General features: G+C 72.0%; 8 protein-coding genes and 1 pseudogene. 2 read left to right on the plus strand and 7 right to left on the minus strand.

What is annotated here, in order from left to right; all coding sequences use genetic code 11:
- Positions 1-171, plus strand: a pseudogene (locus ABZ749_RS25345) (3-methyladenine DNA glycosylase); the annotation flags it as partial.
- Between the two features lie 40 nt (positions 172-211).
- On the opposite strand, the gene arfB reads toward ABZ749_RS25345, so the two are convergent.
- The 7 genes from arfB to ABZ749_RS25380 all read right to left on the minus strand — a co-directional run bounded on the left by arfB (position 212) and on the right by ABZ749_RS25380 (position 5,890).
- Complete coding sequence (gene arfB / locus ABZ749_RS25350) at positions 212-637, minus strand: alternative ribosome rescue aminoacyl-tRNA hydrolase ArfB (protein ID WP_091393146.1); 426 nt, start codon at positions 635-637, stop codon at positions 212-214.
- A gap of 34 nt (positions 638-671) precedes the next feature.
- Complete coding sequence (locus tag ABZ749_RS25355) at positions 672-968, minus strand: hypothetical protein (RefSeq protein WP_210786404.1); 297 nt, start codon at positions 966-968, stop codon at positions 672-674.
- 98 nt (positions 969-1,066) lie between these two features.
- Positions 1,067-1,921, minus strand: a complete 855-nt coding sequence (locus ABZ749_RS25360; RefSeq protein WP_357232004.1) for a trypsin-like peptidase domain-containing protein — start codon at positions 1,919-1,921, stop codon at positions 1,067-1,069.
- A 38-nt stretch (positions 1,922-1,959) separates the two neighbouring features.
- The gene (locus ABZ749_RS25365) at positions 1,960-2,919 is read right to left on the minus strand and encodes a VWA domain-containing protein (protein WP_357232007.1); all 960 of its coding nucleotides are present in this window, start codon (positions 2,917-2,919) and stop codon (positions 1,960-1,962) included.
- Positions 2,916-3,929 carry a DUF58 domain-containing protein gene (locus ABZ749_RS25370; RefSeq protein WP_357232010.1) on the minus strand — a complete coding sequence of 338 codons (1,014 nt, stop codon included), beginning with the start codon at positions 3,927-3,929 and terminating at the stop codon, positions 2,916-2,918. The genes ABZ749_RS25365 and ABZ749_RS25370 overlap by 4 nt, the downstream gene beginning before the upstream one ends.
- Positions 3,926-4,975, minus strand: coding sequence for a MoxR family ATPase (locus tag ABZ749_RS25375; RefSeq protein ID WP_357200805.1), 1,050 nt, complete (start codon positions 4,973-4,975; stop codon positions 3,926-3,928). The genes ABZ749_RS25370 and ABZ749_RS25375 overlap by 4 nt, the downstream gene beginning before the upstream one ends.
- A gap of 408 nt (positions 4,976-5,383) precedes the next feature.
- The gene (locus tag ABZ749_RS25380; RefSeq protein ID WP_357232013.1) at positions 5,384-5,890 is read right to left on the minus strand and encodes a hypothetical protein; all 507 of its coding nucleotides are present in this window, start codon (positions 5,888-5,890) and stop codon (positions 5,384-5,386) included.
- A gap of 336 nt (positions 5,891-6,226) precedes the next feature.
- Here ABZ749_RS25380 and ABZ749_RS25385 point away from each other — a divergent pair, with 336 nt between their 5' ends.
- Positions 6,227-7,216, plus strand: coding sequence for an endonuclease/exonuclease/phosphatase family protein (locus ABZ749_RS25385; protein ID WP_357232016.1), 990 nt, complete (start codon positions 6,227-6,229; stop codon positions 7,214-7,216).
- Positions 7,217-7,262: the final 46 nt, after the last annotated feature.

The raw sequence follows: 7,262 nt of genomic DNA on the forward strand, positions 1-7,262 counted from the left end.
ATCCGCACGCTGGACATGCGGGCCAGCCCGTACGACCTGGCGGCCCTCGGCCACCCGCCGGTGCGGGTGGAGACTCCGGACGGTCGGGCGGAGTACGCGGCGGCGCAACGCGGCTTCGCCGAGCGTGCCGCCGTGCTGCGCGAACGGCTGCTCGCCGCCGTCCCGGAATAGTCGTCGGCGCGGCGTTGTCCCCGTTCCCGTTGGGACCGGCCTAGTCGTCGTCGGCGCGACGGTCCCGTTTGCGTTGGGACTGGCGCTTCTTCTCGGCCAGTCGGCGTTCCTTGGCCCCACGGGACGGCCGGGTGGCCCGGCGGGCCGGCGGTGGGGGCGCGGCGGCCTCCCGCAGCAGAGCTGTCATCCGGGCACGGGCCGCCTCCCGGTTGGCCAGCTGGGCACGGTGCTCGCTGGCTGCGATCGTCAGCACCCCGTCGACGAGGCGGTTGGCCAGCCGGGCCAGCGCCCGCGGCCGCAGCCACTCGGGCACGGCCGGCGAGTTGGCCACGTCGTAGCTCAGCTCGACCCGGGAGTCCGCGGTGTTCACGCCCTGCCCACCCGGCCCCGACGAGCGGGAGAAGCGCTCCCGCAGCTCCCCGGCGGGGACGACCCACCGGTCGGTCACCCGCAGTCCGTCGTCCACGCCCCGAGGCTAACCCGCGCCGACCTGCCGGGGGTCATCGGTGCGGAGGCTCACTCTGCGTCGGGGACTGGCTGGGTGCCGGCCCGGCGGTCTCCTCGTCGGAGCCGACGGCCGCGTACGCCACCGCGCCGAAGAGCAGCACTCCGATGACCGCGGCCTTCACGACGACGCCGCGGATCAGTGACCAGGCGCCGCGGCGGGCGCCTGGCACCGATTTCTTGACGGTCTGGTAATCGTTCCACCCGCGCCGTGCCCGGGCGTACGCCGACCCCACTGCACATCCGATGACCAGGCCCACCAGCAGGAGGACCGTGAGAAGAGGACGCTCCACCTCAGCCAGTATCCATACCGAGCGTAATATTTCCATTGTCCGATGCCGTCCGGCCGGATATCCGACAGTGCTGGCACCGTCAGGGGTGTTCGGGCAGCTCAGCCGCCCTTGCCGATGATCGTGTCGGCGGTCTGCTGCACCTGGTCGATCGGGATGGCGAACCCGATGCCGATCGAGCCGTTTCCATCGATGGTGGCGATCGCGGTGTTCACCCCGACCACTTCCCCGCGCGCGTTGACCAGTGGCCCACCGGAGTTGCCGGGGTTGATTGACGCGTCGGTCTGCACCGCGGTGTGCCGGTTGTTGCCGAGCCGCACCTCCCGGTCGAGCGCGCTGACGATGCCCGCGGTGACCGTCCCCGCCAGACCGAGCGGTGAACCGACAGCGAGCACCGGCTCACCGACCCTGGTCGCGCCGGGCTTGGCCAGGGGCAGCGGGGTGAGACCCGCCGATGCCGGCACCTTCAGCACCGCCAGGTCGCTGCGCGGCTCCCGTCCGACCACCTCGGCGGCGAACCGGCGGCCGTCGGGCAGCTCGACGGTCACCGGTCCGCCACCCCCCTTGGCCAGGATGTGGTCGTTGGTGATCAGGTGCTGCTGGTCGTCCACGGCGAAGCCGGAGCCGGTCGCGGACCCGCTGGTCGCGCCGCCGGCCAACACCGACACCACCCCGGGTACGGTCCGCTCGGCCGCGGTGACCAGCTCGGCCGGCACCGGAGCGGCGGACGCCGCAGCCGGGCCACCAGCCCCGTCCCGACTGGCCACCACGCCGCCGGCGAGAGCACCGGAGACGGCCGAGACCGCCACCACTGCCAACACGGTGAACAGCCGCCCGGGCCCTCGCCTGCCCGGGTCGCGTTCGGGCGCGTCCCACCACCCGCGCCCGTCCGGGTCGAGTTCCGGTGAGATGAACCAGGGACCGCGCGGTTCGCCCAGTCCGGTCTGCACTGCCATGCGCACTCCTCACTGTCGACGTCGGTTGTGCGTGCAGGTCAGGGCAGCCGGGAGAACCAGCGCATCGAGCCGGCGGCGGCGCCCATCGCGAACACCAGTCCGAGGCCGATGAAGCGGGCCGAGATGTCCTGCCGCTCCGTGCGGTAGCCGACCGAACTGCCGATGTCGTCGTAGACGGCCCGCAGTTCGTCGGTGGTGCTGGCCTCGTGAAACATGCCGCCGGTCTCCTCGGCGACCGCCTTGAGGGTCTGTCCGTCCACCGGCACCTGGATGGGCCGTCCACCTCGGTCGACGAACCCGGACGGGGTGCCGAACGAGATCGAGTGCACCGGCACCTCCGCCTTCACCGCTTCCGCCGCCGCCTCCATGGGGTCCATCCCGGAGGTGTTGGCGCCGTCGGAGAGCAGGATGACCCGGGCGGGTGGGGTCTCCTTCGCGGCCTCGCTGTCCAGGCTCTTGACCGCGCCGAGTGAGGTGTTGATGGCCTCGCCGATCGCGGTGCCCTGGACGCCGGTGATGCCCTCGGCGAGCCGGTCGATCCCCTCGTCGAGGGCGTCCCGGTCGGTGCTCGGGGGCACCAGTACGGCAGCACTGCCGGCGAAGGCGACGAGACCGACGTTGAACTCGTCGGGCAGGCCATCGACGAAGCGCCGGGCGGCTTCCTTCGCCGCGGCCAGCCGGTCCGGTTCGACGTCGGTGGCGAGCATCGACGTGGAGACGTCCACCGCCACCATCACCGTGGCCCGTTCCCGGGGCACCCGGACCTCGGCGCTCGGTCGGGCGAAGCCGACCACGAGCAGCGCCAGCATGGCCAGGAAGAGTCCGGCCGGTACGTGCCGACGCCAGGCGGGCCGCTCCGGCGCGACCCGGTCCAGCAGCCGCAGGTTGGTGAAGCGGACCGCGTACCGGCTGCGTCGCCGCTGCAGCACCAGATAGGCGACGACCAGGGCGAGCACGCCGAGCAGCAGCCAGAGGCGCAGCGGCGACTGCCAGATCACGCGACACCTCCCCGGGGCCGGCCAGCCGGCGCGGCGGCCAGCCGACGCTGGGCGTGCACGTGTCGGACGATGTCGGCGCTCCAGTCGCCGTCGGTGCGCAGCGGCAGATGGGTGGCCCCGCTGCGGCGCAGCGCCTGGTGGACCTGTTCGCGCTGGGCGGCGGCGGCCTCGGCGTACCGCTCGCGCAGCCCACGGTCCGATGTGCACACCTCTCGGTGCCGACCGGTCTCCGGGTCGACGAGCGTGATCAGGCCGACGTCCGGTAGTTCCAGCTCACGCGGGTCGGTCACCTCGATCGCCAGCACCTGGTGCCGGACGGCCAGCCGGCGCATGGTCCGCTCCCAGGGCGCTGTCTGGCCCGGGTCGTCGGGCAGTCCGTCGAGGAAGTCGGAGACCACCACGACCAGCCCACGCCGGTTGGCGATCCGGTGCAGCGCGTCGAGGCCGTCCGCCAGGTCGGGCGGTCGGGTCGCCGGCCCACGCCCCGGCCGGTCGGTGGGCGCGGTGGCCCGGGGGGCGGCGAGCAGCGCGCGAAGCAGGGAGAGCAGATGGGTACGCCCGCTGCGGGCCGGGAAGCGGCGTACCCCGTCGGCGCGGAGCACCTGTGCGCCGAGGCGGTTGCCGACGCCCGCGGTCAGGAACCCGACCGCCGCGACGGCAGCTACCGCCAGCTCCCGTTTGTCCAGTTCGGCGGTGCCGAACTCCATGCTGGCGCTGCCGTCGACGAGCAGCCAGGTGGTCAGTTCCCGGTCGGCGTCGACCTGCCGGACGTGCGGCACGGCGGTCCGGGCGGTCACCGCCCAGTCCATCCGGCGCACCTCGTCCTCGCCCGGCCGGTATTCGCGACTGCCGGAGGGTTCACTGCCGGGACCGGGCAGCAGACCACGGTACTGACCGTGCAGCAGGCCGTTCAGCCGGCGCGTGACGGTCAGCTCCAGGCGACGCAGGCGCTGGTCCGGGGCCAGCTCGACCAGGCCGGGGTCGGCTGGCGCGACAGTGGCGCGTCTCATGCCGCCGCCAGATCCGGGGTCTGCAGCGGGTGTCCGGTGGCCAGCCTGGGCGGCGGTACCGCCTCGACGAGCCGTCGCACCACGCTTTCCGCCGTCACCCCGTCGGCCACCGCGTCGAAGGAGAGCACCAGCCGGTGGGCGAGGACGTCGACGGCCAGCTCGCGAATGTCCTCGGGCAGCACGTACTCTCGCCCTCGCAGCAGGGCCTGCGCCCGGGCCGCCGCGACCAGGCCCAGTGTTGCTCGGGGACTGGCCCCGTACGCCAACAGCGGGGCGATCTCCGGTAGGCCGAACCGGCCCGGGTCGCGGGTGGCGAGGATCAGCCGCACCACGTACTCGGCCAACGCGTGGTGGACGAAGACCCGCTCGGCGTGGATCTGGAGGTCCCGCAGCCGTTGGGCGTCGAGCACCTGACGCGGTGTCGGCCGGTCGGTGCTCATCCGGTAGAGGATGGCCAGCTCGTCGGCGTCGCTGGGGTAGTCGACAACCACCTTCATCAGGAACCGGTCACGCTGCGCCTCCGGGAGCTGGTAGACCCCCTCGGACTCGATCGGGTTCTGGGTGGCCAGCACCAGGAACGGCTCCGGCACCGGCCAGCTGCGCCCGCCGATGGAGACCTGCCGTTCGGCCATCGCCTCCAGCAGCGCCGACTGGACCTTGGCCGGGGCCCGGTTGATCTCGTCGGCCAGCACCAGGTTGGCCATGATCGGGCCCAGCTCGATGTCGAAGGTCTCCTTCGACGCCCGGTAGATCCGGGTGCCGACGATGTCGGAGGGCACCAGGTCCGGAGTGAACTGGATCCGGGAGAAGGTGCCGCCGACCACCGTCGCGAGGGTCTGCGCGGCCAGTGTCTTGGCCACGCCGGGTACCCCCTCCAGGAGGCAGTGTCCGTTGGCGACCAGGGCGGTGAGCAGGCGTTCGACGAGGCGATCCTGCCCGACGATCACGCGTTTGACCTCGAAGAGGGTCTGTTCCAGCTCGATGCCGGTCGGCTCCGGATCGACCGGGCTGGGCATGCTGGCCAGGGTGTCCGAGATGTCCGTCACGGTGCTTGCTTCCCGGGCACAGGCCCTGCAAACGTGGGATTGTGCGGGCCGGACCGCCCCGGAGTGGCCGGAATGGGGATGAGCCGCGCGTAAGGGTGACGACCGTCGCGAGCCTGCCGAGGGCCGCCCAACCGGCAGGTGACCAACCGCCGGGTGCCCGACCGGGACGAACCGGTCGAGGCCCTCGCCGACCGCCGATTCCGCGGCGGCGGCGTCGAGCGCGCCGATCCGCTCGGGTTCAGGGAAGTCGGGGCGTCCCCGTACTCAGGGCACTCCGACTTAGGCGAAAGCCGAGCGGATCGGGTTGTCCGGCCGAGTCGGCCGAGGTAGCGGCCGGCGGGCCGGCACGCTGAGCGGACAGGGTCCGGCCCCCGCGCCGGATGCGACGGGGGCCGGGTGTCGGTTCGGTCAGGGTGTGTGGGTGAGCAGGGTGAAGCCCAGGTTGGCCGGTGTCCCGGCCGAGTTCCGGGTCTGCACGAAGACCGCGTTGGGCGTCAGCAACCGCGGGGCGACCGAGACCTCGCCGCCCGGCGGAATGCAGCAGGAGCCGGACAGGGACAGGGTGGCCAGGAAGGCACCGGCCGAGACGTTGTAACCGAAGATCACCTCGTACTCCCCGACGCCGTACTTGACCACGGTGCCGGTGCCGCGCGCCTTGGTGCCGTTGGAGTTGACGACGGTGAAGACGTTGGTGGCCACCAGTGGGGTGGCCGCGCTCGCCTTCAGCGCGGCTTTCGCGATACGCGCCGACTCGGCGCTGACCGGCGGCTGCGAGTTCGTGCCGCGTGCCGGTTGGACCGATTCCTGCGGCGCCTTCGCCGACGGCTGGGCGATAGCGATGCCCCCGCCGGCGAGACTGAGCCCCAGGACAGCGAACGTGACCGCCGCCACCTTACGTCGGAAGGATGTGCTCATGACAGGTCCCCCTTGTGTGAGCGTGCGAATTCGGCCGACCCGCGGGGCGGGACGGATGACTGCCAACAAATAGGCGTACGACGACAGTTGGGTGGGGAGAGCTGCCTTGCTCACACCCTCCGAGATTGATTTCTCAGTAATCTGCATCCCCTCTGAGCTGCTGTTACTACTCAGAGTTGCGTTTAAGCCAGATGGAACGTAGCACCGGAAAAAGCTGCCAGTCAATAGTTGATCTCGCTTTTCCGGGTGTCAACCAACCGTCAGACAATTATGAAATGTGAGCGCATCACCATTCATGAAATGAATTCGTCGGGCCCGACTACGATCATCTTCGTGATCGTCGACGCTCCACCCGCGCACCGGAACGCCCGGCTCGGCACTGCGCTCTGCTGGCTTGCCGTCGCGCCCACCGCCCTCTGGGCGGGGGCCCGACTGCTCGGCCTGGACCGGGGGCCGTTGGTGCAGGCGCTCGCGTTCACGCCGTACGTCGCGGGGGTCAGCGTGCTGGTCCTGGCCCTCGCGCTCGCCCTGCGGCGCTGGTGGCCGGCGGCGGTCGCGGCCCTGGCGGCGGTGGCGTTGCTCGGTGCCGTCGCACCTCGGGCGCTGGCCAACCCGCAGCCGTCAGCGGCCGGGCCGACCGTGCGGCTGCTGACCGCCAACTTGCTCGCCGGGGCCGGCGACGCGCGGACACTGGTGGAGCTGGTCCGGCGACACCAGGTGGACGTGCTCACCGTGCAGGAGTTCACGCCGGACGCGCAGGCCGCCCTGGATCAACTCGGCCTCGCCACGCTGCTGCCGCACCGGCAGCTCAACCCCGAGATCGGCACCCCCGGCTCCGGGCTCTACTCGCGGTGGCCCATCACCGACGGCGGCGTCCGACGCAACCTCGAGGGCTGGGGCTTCAGCCAGGCGTACGCGACGGTGTCCGTCCCCGGAGGGCCCCCGGTCCGCGTCGAGTCGGCCCACCCCTCGGCGCCGTACGCGCTGGACCAGGTGGGTGCCTGGCGTGCCGACCTGACCGCCCAACCACCGGCCACCCCGGACGGTGGCCTGCGGATCCTCGCCGGAGACTTCAACGCGACCCTCGACCACGGTCCACTGCGGGCACTGCTGCGCAGCGGTTACGTCGACGCCGCCGATGCCACCGGGGCGGGCCTGACCGGCACCTGGGGTCCCTACGACGGTGACCTCATCCCACCCGTCACCATCGACCACGTCCTGGTCGACCACCGGATAGCAGTCCGCTCAGTCGAGGTGTTCACCCTGCCCGGCAGCGACCACCGCCCCGTCCAAGCCACCCTCACCCTCCCCCAACCCACCCCCTAACCCCCGCACCCCCTAACCCCCGCGCCCCCGCACCCCCACCCCCACC

Source organism: Micromonospora sp. NPDC047753, from assembly GCF_040642735.1.
Taxonomy (GTDB): Bacteria; Actinomycetota; Actinomycetes; order Mycobacteriales; family Micromonosporaceae; genus Micromonospora.

Bases quoted from the DNA above. Each gene is read 5' to 3' on its own strand.
- ABZ749_RS25380 (WP_357232013.1), bottom strand. From the start codon at position 5,890: ATGAGCACATCCTTCCGACGTAAGGTGGCGGCGGTCACGTTCGCTGTC.
- ABZ749_RS25360 (WP_357232004.1), bottom strand. From the start codon at position 1,921: ATGGCAGTGCAGACCGGACTGGGCGAACCGCGCGGTCCCTGGTTCATC.
- ABZ749_RS25370 (WP_357232010.1), bottom strand. From the start codon at position 3,929: ATGAGACGCGCCACTGTCGCGCCAGCCGACCCCGGCCTGGTCGAGCTG.